This window comes from Faecalibacillus intestinalis (assembly GCF_015097455.1).
GTDB lineage: Bacteria > Bacillota_I > Bacilli_A > Erysipelotrichales > Coprobacillaceae > Faecalibacillus > Faecalibacillus intestinalis.
The window spans coordinates 2,616,304-2,634,310 of the sequence record NZ_AP024085.1 but is presented as its reverse complement, the minus strand read 5'-3'; the positions used below and the strand labels follow the sequence as shown (position 1 = coordinate 2,634,310).

The following is an 18,007-nucleotide window of genomic DNA, read 5'->3' as shown; positions in this document are numbered from 1 at the left end:
TTTGGAGGAAAAAATGAAATATCATGTCTTAGCAAGTGGTTCTAAAGGAAACAGTATTTTCATTTATGATCAAGGAAACGGACTTTTAATTGATTGTGGAATTAGTAAAAGACAACTTTATACAAAACTTAATCAATTAGGATTTCATGAAAGTGATATTCATCATGTTTTATTAACACATGATCATATTGACCATAATAAAAATATTGGTATCTTTGATCAAAGTATTGTTTATTGTGGAAAAGGATGCATCCCTGGTATAGATGAAAGTCATGAATTAGAAAATTATCAAAATATACAATTAGATCATTATATAATTACACCATTACCTTTATCACATGATGCAACATCCCCTTTAGGGTTTGTAATCAAAGGAAAAGATGAAACAATTCTCTATATGACAGATACAGGTTATGTTTCACAAAAGAATATGGAATATATAAAAAATTTAGATTACTATATTTTTGAAAGTAATCATGATATTGAGATGTTAATGAATACAAGAAGACCTTTATTTTTAAAAAATCGTATTTTTGGAGATAAGGGCCATCTTAATAATGAATATAGTGCACATGTTATGGCGCAGGTGATTGGTGAAAATACAAAAGAAATTTGTTTGGCCCATTTATCACAAGAAGCTAATACAAAAGAAATGGCATTGGATACATATCAAAGAGTTTTTGACGAAGAACATATATATTTTGATAATATAAAGATTGCAGATCAAAAAGAAATTGTTTCTGGAGGACATTATGAAAATTAGAATCTTAACAATTGGTAAGCTTAAAGAAAAATATCTTGTTAATGGAATCAATGAATATGTCAAAAGATTAAATGCTTACTGTAAAGTGGAAATGGTTGAAGTACCAGATGAACCAATTCCTGATAATGCAAGTGAAAATGTAGAAAATATCATCAAAGATAAAGAAGCAGATAAAATTGTTTCTAAAATTAAAGATGATGAATATGTTATCGTTTTAGATCTACATGGAAAAGAAATTGATAGTGTAGCTTTTTCTAAACATATTGAAGAATGTATGATTAAAGGAAAGAGTACGATTACTTTTGTGATTGGAGGTTCTTTAGGTTTAGGAAAATCTTTATTACAAAGAGCAGATTATCGTTTATGTTTCTCTAAAATGACTTTTCCACATCAATTAATGAAGCTTATCTTAGTTGAACAAGTCTATCGAGCATTCAAAATCATGCGGAGAGAAACTTATCATAAGTGATGTTAACGTTCAGCGAAAATGTCACCAAAAATGAAGAAGGGTTCTATTAGTGTGAACCCTTTGTTTTTTTGTTCATTTTTTGAATGAGATTATTTAACATTTATTAATACTTGTCTGTTTTTATGGTTTGTACCTATCAATGTACAGTCATAAATAATCCCAATATATTTCATTCTTACTTTATTTTCTAGCACAAAATATAAAACTGTGATCTCTGTTGAAGTTTTTGTTTTCACTACTTTTCCATTTTTATCATATGGGACATAACAATATCCGTTATAGGAAAACATATTGCCTTCAACTATTTTTCTTGTATTTGAAATAGTAAATACCAAATTCAAATCGTAGTTTTCTGTTAGTTCTACAAATTCATAAACAGGATCAACTGGAAGATGTGCAAATTTTTCATTCAGATATTTTATGTAAAAGTCATTGAACCATATATTTAACTGATCATAATCTTTTATGTTGAACCTGACAATGTCATTGGGCAATCTTCTTTGAGCAGTACTATTATATCGTTCTATTAATCCTTTAGCTTGAGATGTATTTGCGAAAATCATTTCAATGCCAAGTTTATCCATCATAACACCAAATGATGTTATATTACCTTCAGAACTTTTATAGATAGTATGTTTGTCTGAATAAATAGCTAAGGGAATTCCTTTTTTCTTGATAAGAAGTTCCATCATCTTACAAGTGAAGCTATGAAATATGTTCCTCAAGCTTCTAAATCAACAGCTCTGGGCTTTTTCTAAGCGGTTTACGCTTTAGGAATGAGTGCTTTTCCAATGATTTGTGGCAGTATTGTCAGTCACTATTCAATGCTTTATGCTTATTTATTTTTAGCTGTTATTTGTGTTATTGCTTCAATCATTTCTTTTACCTATTGTAAATCTCATTAACAAATAAAGCTCTTACAAAGTTAATAATTTGTTAATGAAATTAAAAATGTATACAATACTCTTTTCGAAGAATCTAAAAAAGTATAAGCTACAGGTGTCTTAGGAAAGAGAGGAATAAATATTATGAGTATCAATGAAATCAATGCAGAAGCAAAAGAATCTTTAAGAAAGTATTTTAAAAATAGTCAAGATGTAAAACATGAAAATGAAGCAAGAAAAGAATTAACAAAAGAAGAAATCTTTGAATCCGTTGTAGGAGAAATCAAAGAATCAGAAATGAAATTAGAACAAAGAAATCAAATGAGAAACACATTACAACAAGATGCAAAAGAAGCATTTGAAAAAGTATGTGGAAAGAAATCTGAAGCAAAAGAAGTAGAACATATGACATTAGAAGGAATGCAAAAAGAATTAAAAGAAAATACAAAACATCAAATGGAATATGTCAATTCATTAAAACAAAATACAATGAATGCAAGAGCATAGAACTTCGAAAGAAGTTCTTTTTTTTACACTTGCTTGATATTTTCTTAACATAAAAAGGAGTAGTATTTTGTTAAGAGGTGATCAAGATGGATGTTAAAAGAAATCAATTAATTAAAACAATTGTTTGGGTAGGAATACCAATGCTTTTTATGATTGTTGATTGGGTCTATAAACATATATTTAATATAGAATATTTAGAGTTATCTATTCTTTTATTTGTAGTAGCAACAATCTATAAAACATATCAAAAATAAAAACAAATCGCTAATTACGATTTGTTTCAAACATTTCAAAACTAGATAATACAAATAAGAAGAATAAACCAGTGTGTATCCAAAAAATCGTATAATCTAAAATACCATGAATTAATAATACACCTATAAATCCCATAACAAGAGCAACATAAGAATAATGTTTTTTCACTTGATAAAGACGTTTACAATTGTCATAAACATAAGGTACAAGACAAGCTAAACCAATGATTCCAAATGATAATAAAGGATCTAGATAAACACTATGAGCATGTTGAGTTAAATGTCCATTATACTTATTTAATATCATCATATAAGTAAAAGGCCCTTGTCCTAAAAATGGTGAAGCAATAATTCCTTGAATCGCACAATTCCAAATCTTGGCTCTTACTCCTAAATTAGAAACTAAATATTCTATTCTAGGAAACTTACTTGGATTTAAAACAAAGAAACCTGCAATTCCTAAACACCCAAGAGCTATCAAAATACATAATTTATAGTTTTTATTAAAAATAAGAAATAAACAAATAGCTCCGGCAATGGCTACATAACCAGCACGACATCCTGTCATATAAAGCATAAATAAATTCAAGAAACCAACAATAACATAGAAAATACTTCTTTTTAAATCATTTTTTACGGTAAAGAATTTATAAACAATACTTACAGCAATAAATTCAATCATCATCGCATAATAGTTGGCATTGTAGAAAACACTATTTAAGCGATTTTCACGTCTTGCATAAACTTTAAAGGTGAAATGATCAACACCTAAACGATGATAAATTTGAAATTGTTCATAAATTCCATATATTGCCCAAAGAATAGATAACACAATCAACATATCAATAATAAATTCAAAGGTCGATTGATTAATATGTTTTCGATAATAAACCATTAAAATAATAGCAATAAATATTCCTAGTGTTGCAAGTGCTCCTAAAATATTTTTATGAATAATGGAGATGCTTAAAGAGATTAAAACAAACAAATAGAGAAATTTAATTTGTGGTGTTTGTTTTAAGGCAATGATTGCTTTTTCTGATACTAACAAATAAATAAATTCAATCAATAAAATAGGTCCTAATATATAAAAAGGAAAAGTAAAACTAAAACATGTAAATATTAATAACAGTTGATCAAAAGTAAACTGTTCTTTTAAGTTTTTTAAATAGTTCATAGTCGCCTCCTGGAGATAATATATCATATTTATGATTATTTAAGTAGCCAAAATGAAGATGTATTGTTAAAATAGGACACTAGAGGTAAGAAAAATATGAAACAATACTTTTATTTATTTAATTATCCACCAGAAGAATATGATTTATGTGCATTAGAATTTAAATATCTTTTTCATGAAGAATATCAACAATGTTTTATTACAAATAAAGATATTGATGTCAATATAAGTGTTTTTATGAAAGGAAAAATAGATATTTGGGCGATAAGTTCCAATTTTGATGACTTAAAAGAGGAAGTTAAACGCCAAAATCATAATTATCAAGATTTTAAAGTCATTTATTTAAAAAATCCTATTAGCCATCCAGATTATCAAGAAACACTTGATAAATGTAAAGATATTTCATGGTTTATAGCGGGCAGTGTGAATATGTCCAAACCAAAGCATACAATTGCTCTTACAAAAGTGAATGACTTATGGATTATTGGGTATTATCACCATGGTGTTCCATCATGGAAAAAATATGATGATAAACCAAATACTTTTTCAAATTCTTTAGATATTAGACTTGCAAGAACATTGATTAATATTGCTGGAGAAAATGATCAAACAAAAACAATGATAGATCCATGTTGTGGAATGGGTACAGTTGTTTTAGAAGGACTAGCTTTAGGGTATTCTATCAAAGGATTTGATATTTCAAGGGATATTTCATGGAAAGCAAGATGTAATCTTAATCATTTTGGTTTTGATGGTATGTTGATTACAAAAGATGATATTAATAAGCATCAAGGACATTATGATATTGCTATTATTGATATTCCTTATAATCTTTATACACCGATCACTTATAAAGAACAGTGTGATATTATTAATAGTGCTAGAAAATTATGTAATAAACTTGTTTTAGTAAGTTATGAACAAATGGATCAAGAAATCAAACAAGCAGGTTTTGAAATAAGAAATCGTATCTTAAGGAAGAAAACAGAATTTGTGAAATTTGGCAGATATATTTATGTGTGTTATTAAAAAATCATTGGATTATTTTCCAATGATTTTTTTGATTGTCTTTAAATCTTTATTTTCAATAAGTGCTTTAAATATATGATCATATTGTTGTAAAGTAAGATTTTCTAATAATTCGTTATCTTCTTGAGGAAATTTACTTTTAAAAAGCATTAATGTATCTTCTTTTTTACTTGCTAGTTTTCCTTCTTCATGCATTCTTTGTCCTTCATGATAATGTTGAATTTTAACAAGTTGTCTTTTTTCTGCCGCTAAAACAAGCTCTTCATCTTCATTGAATTGTTCCATCTTATCTTTCATGATTGTTACCACCTCATTATCTAAAGATATTATATCATGGGTAAGTCCATGATATAAGATGTAGATTAAGATTTCTAATCTTGAAAAGTTTTCTAGTCTTTTTTCTTTTTCAATAACTTTAATAAATGGAAGTTGGACAAAGTAGCTTGTTGCTAAGTTAAACTTTCTCACATTTCCATATTCATTTCTAGGCACATAACTGTCAATCAATACAAGATTATCTTTATCAATATCGTTAACAAAAGTAATCAAATTCACTTTATGAAGATGGTCACTGTATCTTTCATCTCCACGATTGACTTGATGATCGATCATTCTAGCTTCATAAGCTTGAAGACGATGATAGAGTTCTTTAGAGAATATACTGTTTTGCATTTCAATATCGACCAGTTCACCATCTTCTGTTATTACCTGAATATCTAAGATCATATCTTTATCACTTATATGATGAGGATTAAGCTCTGAATTTAAGACATTAATTTTCTTACATTTAATATCCATAACATCTTCGATGATAAGTTTTAATAAACGCCTACATTGTTCATCTTTCATATTTGATAATAAATACTTAAATACAAGATCATTTTTAAAATCGGTAATTCTTTTAGATTTGATTTTTGTTTTCATAGTTTCTCCCTTCATTATTTATATAGACAACAAAAATCATTTTTTCTTTTAAAAAATAAAAAAACGAAATAATTTTCTTATTTCGTTAAATCATATAAATAGCAAGGGCAATTAAAATACTTGCAAGAATATCTGTTAAATAGTGAACACCTGTAAGTAGTCTTGTACAAGTAATTGTAATAGCAAGTGCTGAGAGTAATAATCCCATATTTGGTCCTCGAGCAATAACGGTCAAAGCAATAGAAATAGCTAAACTCGTATGAATACTTGGGAAAGAATGACCTATTCTTTTTTTATCATCAATAGGTTTAAGGTCATACTTTTGAATAGGACGAGGTCTATCAATTAATATTCTAAGTAGAACAGTAATTAATAAAACGACAAATGGTTTAATAAATAAAAGATAAAAACCAGTTTGTGATTCTATCACTATTTTTAATAAAAAGAGTGAATAAAATATAGCGACCATCCAAGGACAAAATTTTGATGCAAAATAAACACAAGATTTTATAAAAGGATGTTTATACATAAATTTATTGATACCTTCATAAAAAAACTTCATATTGACCCTCCAAAGTTTTGATATATCTATTATACTATAAAAGAGAAAAGATAGCATTAATAATCGAATTACGATATAATGGACATAATAAGAGGTGTAAAAGATGAATAGAAAAATAATGCCCTTTATGTTACTTTTAATAGAAGTAATAATGTATTACTTTATATGTTTATACTTCCATATGGATTTAGATTTAATCATTGGATCAGGAATACTTTATTTCCTATTCTTATTTATATATGGACATTATTCATTAAATACATGTTTAATATGGGATGAAATTAAAGCGTTAGTTAAATCAAGTTTTTGTTTTTATATCGCATTACTTGTTTTAGTGCCTAAATCAACAGGTTATGAAAGAAGAATGCATTTGACAATTATGGTTGCATCGATGTTTATTATATGTTTACTGGCAGATCGTTATATTCGAATTGCTTTTAGAGAACAGTTTGCTAGAAAAACATTAGTTATTGGAACAGGATATGAAGCAGCAAGACTTGGTAAAATATCAAATAACAATCGTTTTGCTTTAACACAAGTAGAAGGTTATGTGGATGCGAATTGGACAGATCAGTTATTTGATTTTAAACAGGAAAATGTGATTAAAAATAGTTTTATTTATAGTTATGAAGAATTGGATGAGGCTATTAAAACTTTAAAAATTGAACAAATTATTGTGGCTTTACCAGAAGCAAGTGAAGAAGTAATTGATAAGGTGATGTCAGATATTTATGGAAAAGTTGAAAGTGTTAAGTATTTACCAGATGTTAATGGAACAATGACTTTTTCTTCTGAAGTTCAGGATTTTGATGGACAATTACTGATTGCAACAGCAAATAATGAAATGTCGGCTCTTGCTAATACTATGAAAAGATTTATTGATATTTGTGCAGGAATTGCTGGATGTTTAACGTTAATTCCTTTGATTGCTTTTGTAAAATATAAATATGTCAAAAGCGGAGATCATGATAGTATTATTTTTAGTCAAGATAGAATTGGTAAAAATGGGAAAATGATTAAAATCTATAAATTTAGATCAATGGTACCAAATGCTGAAAGAATTTTGGATGAATTGATGGAAAAAGATCCAAAAATCAAAGAAGAATATCTGACAAATAAAAAACTAGTCAATGATCCAAGAATTACACCAGTAGGAAAGTTTTTAAGAAAAACGTCATTAGATGAATGGCCACAATTTATTAATGTTTTATTAGGTGAAATGTCATTAATTGGTCCTAGACCTTATTTACCAAGAGAAAAGAAAGATATGGGTCAGTATTACAATTCTATTATTAAATGTAAACCAGGAGTTACAGGAATGTGGCAAGCAAATGGTAGAAGTGATGTTGAATTTAATTATCGTTGTAAATTAGATGATTATTATTATCATAATTGGTCTATTTGGTTAGACTTTACGATTATTTATAAAACGATTAAAGGCGTTGTTTATGGTAAGGGATCGTTATGATCTCTTTTTTTGTAAATGACGGGCATATTTTGCATCTAAGGTGAAAGTCTTTCGTGAGCATAGTTGCCGATGAATCATATAGCGGCTTGCAAGTTCCACACTGTGAGGTATGGAAGAGAGAAAGCAATAAAGTCCAAAAGAAAACCGTAATCTTAATGTGTAAATCCAGTGGATAAACGAGGAAAGATGTACAACTCGTGAGATTTCACTAGCGACAAAGCAGTAACAACGAAGAGTAAGAAGTCAGGAAATGGCATAGTGGATATGGACAGTATACTGAAGTTCTGAATGATTAAATAGTGCAAAACAAATGCATGTTTCTAATACATGTTTGACATTACAAAGTAGATGAGGTGTATTTGCTCAAAATGTATATAAACCTAGAACCTGGTATTAGAAAACTAAGTATACCAACTATTACGGATACGATTATCCAACAAGTGACGGTAAAAAAATAGAACCAATATGTGAACACTGTTTTAGTGAGTATAGTTATGGTTTCAGACCAAGTCGAAGTTATGAAAAGGAAATGCTTAAATTTCTAGATTATTTAAATGAACAATTTTTTGATTTTAAAAAAATGATATATGTCTATGAAAATAACAAAATAGCTAAAGTATCCAACATAAAGTAAAAGATGCTTAATGTCACTTTAACTTAATAACATTGAGGAAGATTATGTGAAAAAGATAAACATACATACTATACTACAAGAGTTGAAAAAATTATTATAAATTTTGGTGGTAATTACTCGATATGCGAAATTTACATTGCATTGTAAATATAGAAACTTGTTTTGTTTTTTTATAAATGCTAACATGGGATTATAAAAAATATGAAATAATGTATATAAATTTTTTAGAAATTGTATGTAATATAAAAATAAGCGAGAAGGAGAAATAGTTAATGAATTCAAACATAAAAATAGCATATATTGTTTTATGTCATAAAAATGCTGGTCAAATAAATAAAATGATAAAGAAGTTGGATTCAAAAAATTGTGATTTTTTTCTTCATATTGATAAAAAAAGTTCAATAGAAGAAGATATCATTAAAAATAATCATATTTTTGTTTTACCAAATGATAAAAGAATTGATGTCAAGTGGGGAGATATTTCCATGATTGATGCTACTGTTAATTTGATGGAGAGTGTGTTCACTTCAAAAATAAAATATGATTATATATGGTTAATAAGTGGACAAGATTTCCCACTTAAAAGTTCTCAAGAAATTATAAATTTTTTAGAAAAAAATAAAGGGAAAAATTTTATAGAAATAAATAAATTTGAAAGGGAAAATACTATAAAAAAAAGATATGAATTGTATTTTCCAAATTGGATGAGAAGCAAAAATTTTTTTGTAAGATGTTTAAAGATGGGATACATAAACATTGCACTACATTTAGGAACTCTACTTGATAGAAAAAATATACTTAACGTTGATTTCTATTATGGAAGTCAATGGTGGACATTGACCTATGAATGTGCTAAAGAAATATATGATATATTATTAAAAGGTGAATATATAGACTATTATAAAGGCTCTTTGGTTCCAGATGAATCCATATTTCAAACGATTTATATGAATAGTAGATTTAAAGACAAATACTACGATAAATTAACATATGTTAATTGGAAAGGACAAATTAATCACCCTAAAACTTTTACAATAGAGGATTGTGACGAATTAGAAAAAGTTAATTATTTAATGGCAAGAAAATTTGATGAGGATTTTGATGATAAAATTATAAATAAATTATATGATGAACTATAAGCAGTAAAAGATAAAGCCTATTATGCGAAAAATAAGTAAAAATACGATTAAAGTCAATAATTAAACAGAATGTAGGTTCGAAAACATATAGAGAAATAAGTGATAATTTTACTTAAAAAAACGCATCCGCTAGATTTTGCACATTGATTTTTCAGAGGATATGTATTTTTTTGAGCAAGTGGTATTTAAATTTATACCGATTTCTTACTCTTTTGAAAACACACCATTCAAGCCCTGCAGTACAAATAATGTCTGTCATTTTTTATAAGGCAAATATAGATTTTTTTGTTGTTGGGATGACATTTGAGTAATATAGTTTATGCTTTGCGACATTGCCAATGGCAAAGTCAAAGTAAGAAACAAGATTGTTAATTGTATAAAGTCGTGATAAAGTTGTCGTAGAAGATGGTATCATGTTGAAAGGTAGTTGTGATAGATAAAAATGTATGGAGAATAGGTGGTAATATTTTAAGAATTACTAGTTATAAAGATGAACATTATACTGAAGATGCGAAACTTACAAATAATTTGTTATCTTATTGAAGATTAAAAATACTTTTTGGTATATATTTTTGTTATTTTAATATTTGCAATGACTTCTAGCTTAATAAATTCATTAAGTGACATGGTACATTGCTAAAGAATGATAAAAAAATCACCATACCATAGTGTTTAATTTTGTTAATATTTATTTATAATATTTAATTGTTAAAGAAAGTGTGTTAATATTTATTGAATTAGAGGTAATAATGTCGTACTATTACCAATTGGATTTCCAAAGATTGTGAAGGAATATTCTTTTGCTTCTTTTGCATTAATAGCAATTTATTATTTAACAAAAAAAGATGTTATAAATGAAATAAAATCTATGTAAATTACAAATTTATTTGCACTATTTGTAATTTATTAAATTTTGTTGTATAAAGAAAGGATGAAAAAATATTATGAATAATAAACAAGTTGATATATTATTGTCGGTATATAATCCAAATGAAGAATATTTGATAAAACAATTAATTTCTTTAAATAATCAAACATATCCTAATTTAAAACTATATATATTTGATGATTGTATAAAAAAAAGGTGTAATTTAGATTTATTTGAAAAATATATCACAAATTTTTCCTATGAGGTTTTGCCATATTGTGAAGAAAATTTAAATTACATGGGGGCTTTTGAAAAATTGGTGCAAAGATCAGATGGTGAATATATTGCTTTTTGTGATCAAGATGATATATGGATGGATGATAAAGTTGAAAAGTGTGTCGCATATATGAATGAAAAGAATATCGACTTAGTTGTTACGGATAAACAAATAATTGATGAAAATGACAACGTCACTTGCAGTAGCGTTAGAAAACATAGTAATAAAAACTATGATAATTGGAATACTTACGATGATATAACTAAATATAATATCTTTGTTACTTATGCAGTAGGAATGAGTATTATAATGAAAGCTAGCTTTGCAAAAAAGTCTTTACCATTTTCAAAATACACAGGTCATGATAAATGGGTATTGGCGTGTACTTCTACAGAAGGAAAAGTAGGGTACTTAAATTTACCTTTAGTTCAATATAGAAGACATGGGAAAAATGTTAGTGGTGTATTAGTTGGAATAGAGACAAAGGAAGATTATATCAATCAGAGAATAATGCCTGATTTAAAAATGATTGAAGATTTTAAACAAAAATATCCTAATCACAAAGATTTAAATGAAATTGAGAAATTTGCTAATGCTAGAAGAACAGGTAATATAAAAACCTTATTTAAATTGAGATATCTTGCACCTGACATTGCAAAATTTGATATTGTGACAGCTCTTTTACCCAAAAAGTTATTTTCATTTATGGTAAAAATTGCCCAAAAAATAAGTTAAAAGGATGAAAGAAACAGATATTGGAAAATGAAGAAATATTTGCTAGTATTATTGTAATGTGTTTTAAGAATGAAGAGTTGCTTGAAAATATTGTTTGTTTAGTTTTGAATCAACTGTTCAAATCTTATGAATTATTATAAGTGATGATTGTATATCAAATTTAAATAGATTATTTTTTGGGACTGTTTCAAATAATTAGAACAAAAATAAATAGATCATACAATCTATTATAAAAAATAGAGGCTCATTGATTATAGAATTAATAAATTTAATAGTATTTTTTCAAATATTGAGTATTTTGATGTGATAATAATGTTAATATATAATAGTATAAGAAAAATGGATAAAGAGGTGTAAAAATGCAAGTAATAAAATATATGTTTCAACCACATGGTGATGATAGAGGACAACTTGTTGCTCTAGAAGAATTTAAAGATATACCTTTTAAAATTAAGCGAGTGTACTATATGTATGATACAGGAGAAGGAGTCCGTAGAGGATATCATGCACATAAAAACTTAGAACAAATTTTAATCTGTATACATGGAACTTGTAAAATATTATTAGATAATGGTAAGGAAAAAAAAGTTGTACCATTAGAAAAACCATATGAAGGATTGTATGTGGCTAATAATATGTGGAGAGAAATGTTTGATTTTTCTCCTGATGCAGTATTGCTAGTATTGGCTTCAGAATCATATGATGAAAGTGATTATATTAGAAACTATGATGATTTTTTAGAATTTATTAAGGAGAGTGAATAGAATGAAGATACCTTTTGCAACATTTAAACCAATGCATGATGAAATAAGAAAAGATTTAGATCAAGCATATAATAAAGTAATTGATAGCAATTATTTTATCCAAGGAAAAGAATGCGAATTATTTGAAAAAGAGTTTGCAGATTATTGTAATGCTAAATATTGTGTAGGTGTAGCAACTGGATTAGATGCATTATATTTAATTTTAAGAGCGATGAATATAGGTAATGGAGATGAAGTAATCGTTCCATCAAATACATATATTGCAACAGCTTTAGCTGTTTCATATTGTGGAGCAAAACCTATATTTGTAGAACCAGAATTAGAAACTTATAATATTAATCCAGCTTTAATAGAAGAAAAAATAACAGATCAAACAAAAGCAATTATAGCTGTTCACTTACAAGGAAGACCTGCAGATATGGATACAGTTAATGAAATTGCTAAAAAACACAATTTATATGTTATTGAAGATGCAGCTCAAGCACATGGAACAGAATATAAAGGTCAAAAAGTAGGTACTTTATCAGATGCAGCAGGGTTTAGTTTTTATCCAGGTAAGAACCTAGGCGCTTTAGGTGATGGAGGAGCAGTTGTTACAAACAATAAAGAAATTGCTGATAAAGTTAGAGCTTTAGGTAATTATGGTTCAGATTACAAATATCATCATATTTATAAAGGAACTAATAGTCGTTTAGATGAAATTCAATCAGCATTTTTACGTTGTAAATTACCACATTTAGATAAATGGAATGAATATAGAAGAAATGTAGCAAATAAATATTTTGAAGGAATAAAAAATCCATTAATTAAATTACCATTAAAAGATAGTGAAGATTATAGACATATTTATCATGTATTTGTTATTAGATGTGATAAAAGAGATGAATTAGAAAAATATTTAAATGAAAACGGGATTGGGACTGTAAAACACTATCCTATACCAATGCATTTACAAGAAGCATATAAAGATTTAAATATCAAAGAAGGAAGTTTACCAATTGCAGAAGAAATTAGTAAAACTGTTTTAAGTATTCCAATGTACTATGGAATGACGGATGAAGAAGTGAATTATGTTATTGATAAACTAAATGCGTTTAAATAATGAAAGGATAATTATGATTACATTAAGAAAACTTCAATTAAAAGATGTTCCATTAATGCTAGAATGGATGCATGATGAAGAAGCAAAACATATTTTTCAAAATAATTTTGCTGAAATAGATGATGTTGCAGCAAAAAAATTTGTAGAAAATTCTTTTAGAGAAGATCAACAACATTTTGCAATTGTTGATGATCAAGATGATGAATATTTAGGTACAATTTCTCTAAAAAATATTGATTTAAAAAATAAAAATGCTGAATATGCAATTAGCACAAGAAAAAAAGCAAGAGGAACAGGTGCCAATCAAAAAGCAACGGAATCATTATTAAAATATGGTTTTGATAAGTTACAATTGCATAGAATTTATTTAAATGTATTATCATCTAATAAAAGAGCAATTTCTTTTTATAAAAAATGCGGATTTATTTATGAAGGAAAATTTAAAGATCATTTATTTATTGATGATAGATATCAAGATTTAGAATGGTATGCTATATGTAAAAAATAGGAGTATGATATGTATGAAAAAGTTGATTCATAATGTCTATGCATATCTAAAAGAAGAAAATATATAATAAAGTATTGAAATTATTAAAAAATTAAGATTGTTCAAATATTATATTGTATGTTTATGATGATTGTGTAATTAAAAAATAAGTATAGATATCATAAAAATATATTACTCATATTGATTTGTGCAGGTATTGAAGGAGATTTTTTGTTAGCTTATTAAAGAAAATAGCATAAAAATACACAAGCAGTGAAATAAAAATAAGGGATTATTTGCTTTCACTGCTTTCTTTATATATAATTGCTTTGAAAAAAGGAGAGTTTAAATGGTTAAATCAATAATATCGAAATATAAAAATGTTCCTGTTGAAGTGAAAGCTTCTATTTATTATACAATTTGTAGTATTGTACAAAAGTGTATTGTTTTAATAACGTTACCTATTTTTACAAGATTAATGACAACTCAGCAATATGGGCAATATAGTATCTATCAATCATGGATGAATATCGTAGCTATTTTTGCTACTTTGAACTTACAATATGGGTCATTTGATACAGCTATGATTAAATTTGAAAATGATCGAGATAGATACATATCTTCTATCCAAGGGATTGTTTCAGTTTTAACATTAATAACTTTAATTATATACATCATAGCTCCAGTATTTTGGAATGATTTATTGGAATTACCATCAATACTTGTTCTTGCAATGATTGTTGAAATATTGATGAGTACAGTCTTAGCTTTTTGGACAAATAAACAACGTTTTATGTATAAATATAAACCAATGATTATTGTAACTCTTATCATATCAGTCACATCTCCTTTAATAGGGTTGGTTGGTGTACTTTTATTTGAAGAAAAGGGAATAGCACGTATTTTAGGAAATACTGCAGTATATCTATGTATTGGTTTAATTATATACATTTATCAATCATATAAAGGGAAGGCTTTATATGATAAAAAATATTGGACATATGCTTTAAAATTTAATATACCTCTTATACCATATTATTTATCACAAATGATATTTAATCAATCTGATCGAATAATGATTAGTAGAATGTCTGGCCAAACAAATGCAGCATTATATAGTGTTGCTTATCAATTCGCGGTTGTCTTAGTTTTTGTTATTAACTCTATCAATAGTTCATTTGTTCCTTGGACATACAGAAGTATTAAAGATAAAAAACATAATATGATAAAAAAAGTAACAAATATTATTATAATATTTATTGCTACAATGTTGATTGTACTTATTTTATTTGGCCCTGAAGCTATTGCTATCTTAGGGGGAAGTAAATATAAAGATGCTATTTGGGTCGTTCCTCCAGTAGCAGGAAGTTTATTATTCTTATTTTTATCACAATTATGTATAAATGTAATGTTCTATTTTGAAGAAAATAGTTATCTTGTTAAAGGATCTATATTAAGTGCTGTTTTAAATATTGTTTTGAATTTTATACTTATTCCTGTTTTTGGATACGTTGTAGCCGGGTATACAACTTTATTTTCCTATATTGTTTTTTGGTTGAGTAATCTATATTATATGAATAAATCATGTAAGGATAAAATAGAAGATTATAGATATGATACCTTGTTTGATTGGAAGAAAATATTTATTATAGCGACTGCTTTTACAGTTTTGATTATTTTATTGACATTTACATATTATACAATTTGGTTAAGAATTATATTTGTAGGTATAATAGGAATTATTGCTTTATTAAATAGAAATAAAATAATAGAATATTTTAAATTAATAAAAGGATAAGATGAATATGAATAAGACAAAGTTAACGTATAAAGTTGCTAGAAAAATATATGATTCATACCGCTTTTTAGTAGCCGATTTTAAAATAAAAAATTTAAAAAAAGTAACAAACACTAAAAAAAAGATAGTATTTATTTCACAAATGTCTAATTTGTGGATCAATGTAGATGATTTATATAATCAATTATCTAATGATGATCAGTTTGAGACATATGTTTTAATGATTCCAGAGTTTGATTATTCAAAAAAAGAATTTGATATCCAAACAATGAATACAAAGATTTATGATTTTCATAAAAATCATAATCATCAAAATACAATTAAAGCTTTTGATCAAGGAAAATGGTTTGATTTAAAAAATATTAATCCAGACTATGTTTTTTATGAAAGACCTTATAGTTCTTACTTACCAATAGAATATAAAATATCTACAGTTTCAAAATATGCAAAAACATGTTATTTACCTTATGGATATGAAATGATGAACTATATTTTTGATACTTCACTTAATGTGGATTTCTTTAGATATTTGCATATCTTTTTTGCGGATAGTTATGTTACAGAATCTTTTAATAAAAAAAGAGCACCTTTATCTCATCGATTAGGATTAAGAAAAACGATATTAACAGGACATCCTATATTTAATGCTTTTAATAAAGCACAAAGTGAAGATAATCTATTTTGGGATAATGATGATCAACATTTCAAGATTATATGGGCTCCTAGATGGACAATAGATACGCAATTGGGAGGAAGTAATTTTTTAACTTATAAAGATAACATAGTTGATTATGTTGAAAAAGATAAGAAAAGAAGTCTTGTTTTTAGACCTCATCCACTTACATTTAAAAATTTTATATCTTTAGGTTTGATTACATCTGATGAAGTAGATGAGTATTTAAGGAAGTTCCAAAATAATGAACAGTTATATTATGATCAAACATCAGAATATTTTACAACATTTTGGCATTCAGATGTTTTTGTAGGAGATATTTCATCAATTATACCTTGTTATTTTTTAACGGGTAAACCTATTATTTATTGTCATACTGATGCTGTGGATGATAATGATATTATGAAAAAAATATTTAGTGTATCTTATAATGCTTATAGTTTTGAAGATGTAGAAAAAATTCTTTTAGACTTACAAAATGGAATAGATCCATTAAAAGAAAAAAGATTAAAATTAAAAGATGAATTATTTGAAGATAAATATGTAAAATATGTAACTCAAAATATAATTAGAGTTTTAAAAGATAATTAAGAAAGGGAAAATACATGAATATAGAAGCAACAATTATTGTAATGGTTTATAAAAATTTAAATCAAGTAATCCAAACATTAGATTCAATAAAAAAGCAAACATATTCAAATTATGAAGTTATTGTAAGTGATGATGGTTCACCTAATTATACGCAAGAAGACTTTGATAAAATCACTGAACAGTATAAAAATGAATTTACGTACTTTAAACTTATAAATAACGGAATTAATAGAGGAACTGTCAAACATTTTAATAGTTTGATTAGCCAGGCAAAAGGAACAATCATTTGTCCTTTATCAAGTGGAGATCAATTTTATAATGAAAATTCTCTACAAGAAATTATGAATGCTTTTGATCAAGAAGATAAACTTATATATACTTCAAAAAGAATGATCAAAAAAGAAAATAGTATAGAATATTATCCAAGTTTATATCAGGTTTCTTTATTAGATCAATCAAATCATTTTTTTGAATATATTATGAAATACGGTAATTTTGTATCGGGGGCTTCTACTTATTATAAAAAAGAAATTTTTGATAAATATGGATTGTTTGATGAAAAATATAAGTTATTAGAAGATTATCCATTCTATGTTAACCTTGCATTTAATAACGAAAAAATTGGATATATTGATTATCCAACAATTCAATATGAATTAGGAGGTATTTCTACAGCAAGTAATAGAAATCCTTTATTAGATCAAGACTATGTAACTTTATTTAAAGATGTTTTATCTCAAAAAGATATACATTTATCACATATGACAAAAAGAGCTTTAAACTATAGAATAGATAAAATTACAAAAAAATATAATTCTTTTTTAGTTCAACTATTGTATATAGATGTTGTTATAATGCTTTGTTTAAATAAAGCAGGAATTATTAAGGGATAAATGGGGAAA

At 26.4% G+C, this 18,007-nt stretch carries 18 protein-coding genes; 14 read left to right on the top strand and 4 right to left on the bottom strand.

Going from position 1 to position 18,007, the window contains the following annotated elements:
* Nucleotides 1-13 precede the first annotated feature (13 nt).
* Complete coding sequence (locus Fi14EGH31_RS13960) at nt 14-763, top strand: MBL fold metallo-hydrolase (RefSeq protein WP_022000825.1); 750 nt, start codon at nt 14-16, stop codon at nt 761-763.
* Nucleotides 753-1,232 (top strand): 23S rRNA (pseudouridine(1915)-N(3))-methyltransferase RlmH, encoded by a 480-nt coding sequence (rlmH, locus tag Fi14EGH31_RS13955; protein ID WP_117346232.1) that lies wholly within the window; start codon nt 753-755, stop codon nt 1,230-1,232. Before Fi14EGH31_RS13960 ends, rlmH begins: the two co-directional genes overlap by 11 nt.
* Nucleotides 1,233-1,321: 89 nt before the next feature.
* Here the strand turns inward: rlmH and Fi14EGH31_RS13950 are convergent, their stop codons facing one another.
* The gene (locus Fi14EGH31_RS13950; protein ID WP_168191683.1) at nt 1,322-1,921 is read right to left on the bottom strand and encodes a hypothetical protein; all 600 of its coding nucleotides are present in this window, start codon (nt 1,919-1,921) and stop codon (nt 1,322-1,324) included.
* A gap of 339 nt (nt 1,922-2,260) precedes the next feature.
* On the opposite strand from Fi14EGH31_RS13950, the gene Fi14EGH31_RS13945 reads away from it, so the two are divergent.
* A complete protein-coding gene (locus tag Fi14EGH31_RS13945) occupies nt 2,261-2,623 on the top strand; it encodes a hypothetical protein (RefSeq protein WP_022001182.1) in 363 nt (120 codons plus the stop codon).
* 86 nt (nt 2,624-2,709) lie between these two features.
* Nucleotides 2,710-2,877 carry a hypothetical protein gene (locus Fi14EGH31_RS13940; protein ID WP_195932779.1) on the top strand — a complete coding sequence of 56 codons (168 nt, stop codon included), beginning with the start codon at nt 2,710-2,712 and terminating at the stop codon, nt 2,875-2,877.
* A gap of 10 nt (nt 2,878-2,887) precedes the next feature.
* Here the strand turns inward: Fi14EGH31_RS13940 and Fi14EGH31_RS13935 are convergent, their stop codons facing one another.
* On the bottom strand, nt 2,888-4,054 hold the full coding sequence (locus tag Fi14EGH31_RS13935) for an O-antigen ligase family protein (protein WP_200764957.1): 1,167 nt from the start codon (nt 4,052-4,054) through the stop codon (nt 2,888-2,890).
* Nucleotides 4,055-4,150: 96 nt separating this feature from the next.
* On the opposite strand from Fi14EGH31_RS13935, the gene Fi14EGH31_RS13930 reads away from it, so the two are divergent.
* The gene (locus Fi14EGH31_RS13930) at nt 4,151-5,083 is read left to right on the top strand and encodes a TRM11 family SAM-dependent methyltransferase (protein ID WP_117783386.1); all 933 of its coding nucleotides are present in this window, start codon (nt 4,151-4,153) and stop codon (nt 5,081-5,083) included.
* A gap of 12 nt (nt 5,084-5,095) precedes the next feature.
* Here Fi14EGH31_RS13930 and Fi14EGH31_RS13925 read toward each other — a convergent pair whose 3' ends face one another.
* A complete protein-coding gene (locus Fi14EGH31_RS13925) occupies nt 5,096-6,007 on the bottom strand; it encodes a PD-(D/E)XK nuclease family transposase (RefSeq protein WP_200764956.1) in 912 nt (303 codons plus the stop codon).
* A gap of 85 nt (nt 6,008-6,092) precedes the next feature.
* On the bottom strand, nt 6,093-6,569 hold the full coding sequence (locus tag Fi14EGH31_RS13920) for a phosphatase PAP2 family protein (RefSeq protein ID WP_022001430.1): 477 nt from the start codon (nt 6,567-6,569) through the stop codon (nt 6,093-6,095).
* 103 nt (nt 6,570-6,672) lie between these two features.
* On the opposite strand from Fi14EGH31_RS13920, the gene Fi14EGH31_RS13915 reads away from it, so the two are divergent.
* The 9 genes from Fi14EGH31_RS13915 (at nt 6,673) to Fi14EGH31_RS13875 (ending at nt 17,998) form a co-directional block, all read left to right on the top strand.
* On the top strand, nt 6,673-8,037 hold the full coding sequence (locus tag Fi14EGH31_RS13915; RefSeq protein WP_022001431.1) for an exopolysaccharide biosynthesis polyprenyl glycosylphosphotransferase: 1,365 nt from the start codon (nt 6,673-6,675) through the stop codon (nt 8,035-8,037).
* Between the two features lie 906 nt (nt 8,038-8,943).
* Nucleotides 8,944-9,810, top strand: coding sequence for a core-2/I-Branching enzyme (locus Fi14EGH31_RS13910; RefSeq protein ID WP_022001103.1), 867 nt, complete (start codon nt 8,944-8,946; stop codon nt 9,808-9,810).
* Nucleotides 9,811-10,754: 944 nt separating this feature from the next.
* Nucleotides 10,755-11,690, top strand: a complete 936-nt coding sequence (locus Fi14EGH31_RS13905; protein WP_022001102.1) for a glycosyltransferase — start codon at nt 10,755-10,757, stop codon at nt 11,688-11,690.
* A gap of 359 nt (nt 11,691-12,049) precedes the next feature.
* A complete protein-coding gene (locus Fi14EGH31_RS13900) occupies nt 12,050-12,454 on the top strand; it encodes a sugar 3,4-ketoisomerase (protein ID WP_022001101.1) in 405 nt (134 codons plus the stop codon).
* Between the two features lies 1 nt (nt 12,455).
* Complete coding sequence (locus Fi14EGH31_RS13895; RefSeq protein ID WP_022001100.1) at nt 12,456-13,556, top strand: DegT/DnrJ/EryC1/StrS family aminotransferase; 1,101 nt, start codon at nt 12,456-12,458, stop codon at nt 13,554-13,556.
* 13 nt (nt 13,557-13,569) lie between these two features.
* Nucleotides 13,570-14,064, top strand: a complete 495-nt coding sequence (locus tag Fi14EGH31_RS13890) for a GNAT family N-acetyltransferase (RefSeq protein WP_022001099.1) — start codon at nt 13,570-13,572, stop codon at nt 14,062-14,064.
* A gap of 328 nt (nt 14,065-14,392) precedes the next feature.
* Nucleotides 14,393-15,841 carry an oligosaccharide flippase family protein gene (locus Fi14EGH31_RS13885; protein ID WP_022001098.1) on the top strand — a complete coding sequence of 483 codons (1,449 nt, stop codon included), beginning with the start codon at nt 14,393-14,395 and terminating at the stop codon, nt 15,839-15,841.
* Between the two features lie 7 nt (nt 15,842-15,848).
* Complete coding sequence (locus tag Fi14EGH31_RS13880; RefSeq protein WP_022001097.1) at nt 15,849-17,105, top strand: hypothetical protein; 1,257 nt, start codon at nt 15,849-15,851, stop codon at nt 17,103-17,105.
* 14 nt (nt 17,106-17,119) lie between these two features.
* Nucleotides 17,120-17,998, top strand: coding sequence for a glycosyltransferase (locus Fi14EGH31_RS13875; protein ID WP_022001096.1), 879 nt, complete (start codon nt 17,120-17,122; stop codon nt 17,996-17,998).
* The last annotated feature ends 9 nt before the right edge of the window (nt 17,999-18,007 follow it).

Excerpts from the sequence above, each read along its gene's own strand:
- Fi14EGH31_RS13905 (WP_022001102.1), top strand. The coding sequence starts at position 10,755 with ATGAATAATAAACAAGTTGATATATTATTGTCGGTATATAATCCAAAT.
- Fi14EGH31_RS13925 (WP_200764956.1), bottom strand. The coding sequence starts at position 6,007 with ATGAAAACAAAAATCAAATCTAAAAGAATTACCGATTTTAAAAATGAT.
- Fi14EGH31_RS13960 (WP_022000825.1), top strand. The coding sequence starts at position 14 with ATGAAATATCATGTCTTAGCAAGTGGTTCTAAAGGAAACAGTATTTTC.
- Fi14EGH31_RS13910 (WP_022001103.1), top strand. The coding sequence starts at position 8,944 with ATGAATTCAAACATAAAAATAGCATATATTGTTTTATGTCATAAAAAT.
- rlmH (WP_117346232.1), top strand. The coding sequence starts at position 753 with ATGAAAATTAGAATCTTAACAATTGGTAAGCTTAAAGAAAAATATCTT.
- Fi14EGH31_RS13890 (WP_022001099.1), top strand. The coding sequence starts at position 13,570 with ATGATTACATTAAGAAAACTTCAATTAAAAGATGTTCCATTAATGCTA.
- Fi14EGH31_RS13930 (WP_117783386.1), top strand. The coding sequence starts at position 4,151 with ATGAAACAATACTTTTATTTATTTAATTATCCACCAGAAGAATATGAT.
- Fi14EGH31_RS13940 (WP_195932779.1), top strand. The coding sequence starts at position 2,710 with ATGGATGTTAAAAGAAATCAATTAATTAAAACAATTGTTTGGGTAGGA.
- Fi14EGH31_RS13920 (WP_022001430.1), bottom strand. The coding sequence starts at position 6,569 with ATGAAGTTTTTTTATGAAGGTATCAATAAATTTATGTATAAACATCCT.
- Fi14EGH31_RS13875 (WP_022001096.1), top strand. The coding sequence starts at position 17,120 with ATGAATATAGAAGCAACAATTATTGTAATGGTTTATAAAAATTTAAAT.
- Fi14EGH31_RS13950 (WP_168191683.1), bottom strand. The coding sequence starts at position 1,921 with ATGGAACTTCTTATCAAGAAAAAAGGAATTCCCTTAGCTATTTATTCA.
- Fi14EGH31_RS13885 (WP_022001098.1), top strand. The coding sequence starts at position 14,393 with ATGGTTAAATCAATAATATCGAAATATAAAAATGTTCCTGTTGAAGTG.
- Fi14EGH31_RS13915 (WP_022001431.1), top strand. The coding sequence starts at position 6,673 with ATGAATAGAAAAATAATGCCCTTTATGTTACTTTTAATAGAAGTAATA.
- Fi14EGH31_RS13895 (WP_022001100.1), top strand. The coding sequence starts at position 12,456 with ATGAAGATACCTTTTGCAACATTTAAACCAATGCATGATGAAATAAGA.
- Fi14EGH31_RS13900 (WP_022001101.1), top strand. The coding sequence starts at position 12,050 with ATGCAAGTAATAAAATATATGTTTCAACCACATGGTGATGATAGAGGA.
- Fi14EGH31_RS13935 (WP_200764957.1), bottom strand. The coding sequence starts at position 4,054 with ATGAACTATTTAAAAAACTTAAAAGAACAGTTTACTTTTGATCAACTG.
- Fi14EGH31_RS13880 (WP_022001097.1), top strand. The coding sequence starts at position 15,849 with ATGAATAAGACAAAGTTAACGTATAAAGTTGCTAGAAAAATATATGAT.
- Fi14EGH31_RS13945 (WP_022001182.1), top strand. The coding sequence starts at position 2,261 with ATGAGTATCAATGAAATCAATGCAGAAGCAAAAGAATCTTTAAGAAAG.